At 62.5% G+C, this 1319-nt stretch carries 2 protein-coding genes; both read right to left on the bottom strand.

Annotation, left to right across the window (positions count from 1 at the left end):
* Positions 1-195: 195 nt before the first annotated feature.
* Positions 196-399: a DUF397 domain-containing protein gene (locus tag QSK25_RS45150; RefSeq protein ID WP_285647864.1), complete on the bottom strand. Its 204-nt coding sequence runs from the start codon at positions 397-399 to the stop codon at positions 196-198.
* A 39-nt stretch (positions 400-438) separates the two neighbouring features.
* On the bottom strand, positions 439-1299 hold the full coding sequence (locus QSK25_RS45145; RefSeq protein WP_285647862.1) for a helix-turn-helix domain-containing protein: 861 nt from the start codon (positions 1297-1299) through the stop codon (positions 439-441).
* Positions 1300-1319: the final 20 nt, after the last annotated feature.

Genomic DNA, 1319 nt, shown 5'->3' with positions numbered 1-1319 from the left:
CTACCGCGAGGTGGTCCTGATCGTGGACGACGATCCCCGCGTCGTCAGGGAACTCCGCGACGCCGGCCTTCCGGTCTTCCACGCCACCTGGTCACCCTGGTCCCCGGCGCTGGGCAACCAGTGAGAACCGGCTTGGCCCGAAGCGTGGTCGGGCCAAGCCGGTCAGGTCACAGCTCAGCTCGCTTGCGGCCGCGGTCAGGTGCTCACCCAACATCTGAACTCGCTCCATGCGGTTGATCCGAAGGTGAGCCGGCCCTTGTCCGGTGCCTTGGAGTCGCGCACACCTGCTTGGCGAGGTCCGAACCCGACCTCGACGCAGTTGCTGTCCTTCGGCTGGCTGTAGCTGGACCTGATCCAAGGCCCGAAGTCGATATCGATGCTTGCTGATGGCTCGGTCATCTCGTGAGCCGTTCCTTCCGCTGTTGCCGTCACCAAACGTCACGACGACAGCGGTCCGCCCAGGAACGAGAGGAAACTCAGCGCCTGATCCGACTCAAGCGCGATGTTCTCCTGCGCGTGCCAGAGATCCAGATACCTCTTGACGATCTTCGGATCGTGAAGAACCGCCTGCTCGTCGTACCTTTCAGCGTAGACGAGGTGCAACGCGGGTTCAGCTTGATAAGTGGAGATCTGGTAGTCGGTCTCCTGACCTTCGTAGTAGCCGTGGCTGAACGGTATGAACCTGAGGCTCACGTTGGGCAGCTTCGTGACCTCGATGAGCCGCATGAGTTGGCCCGCCCACATTCCGGTCGTGTCAGCAGTGGGGTTCACCCGAGCCAGAGCCGCTTGGTCGATGATGAACTCGAAGCGCCGAGCCTCGTCGGTGAGTACCTGCTGTCGGCGCACGCGAAGGTCGACTAGGCGATCGATCTCCTCTGCGGCCAGACCGGCCTGCGTCATGAGGTTGAGCATCAGTTCTTTGGTCTGCAGGACACCAGGTATCAGCATGCTGGCCTTGCTGCGGGTCAGGCTGGCGGTTCGATCCATGTCGAGGAGCTTGCGCATCGGCTCAGACTTGGACTTCCAGCGAATGTCCGACTTCGCCGGCTGGATCGCACCGAGTTCGGCGTGGTGCGCGATCCGGGTCCATGTCGACGCTTCGCCACCCAGGGCTGATCGAAGCTTCTCCAGGAGTTCGGCCGTGAAGTTCTTCTGGCCGCGTTCCAGTTCAGCCTGTGTCGGCTGACTCCACCCGCATGCCGCTGCCACTTCGCGTTGAGTGCGTTCGCCGCGCAGCGCTTCCAGCAGTCGACCGCACTGGATGTTGTGGATGAAGGCCGGCATCTCCACGGACGCCATGCGTGTACCTCCTGAGCAGA

It is taken from the genome of Lentzea sp. NBRC 102530, from assembly GCF_030269365.1.
Lineage (GTDB): Bacteria > Actinomycetota > Actinomycetes > Mycobacteriales > Pseudonocardiaceae > Lentzea.
Note: the sequence above shows the minus strand (reverse complement) of the source record. Positions and strands in the feature narration are given on the sequence as shown.

What these genes read in the sequence shown, in the direction of transcription:
- QSK25_RS45145 (WP_285647862.1), bottom strand. Translation starts at nt 1,299, where the DNA reads ATGGCGTCCGTGGAGATGCCGGCCTTCATCCACAACATCCAGTGCGGT.
- QSK25_RS45150 (WP_285647864.1), bottom strand. Translation starts at nt 399, where the DNA reads ATGACCGAGCCATCAGCAAGCATCGATATCGACTTCGGGCCTTGGATC.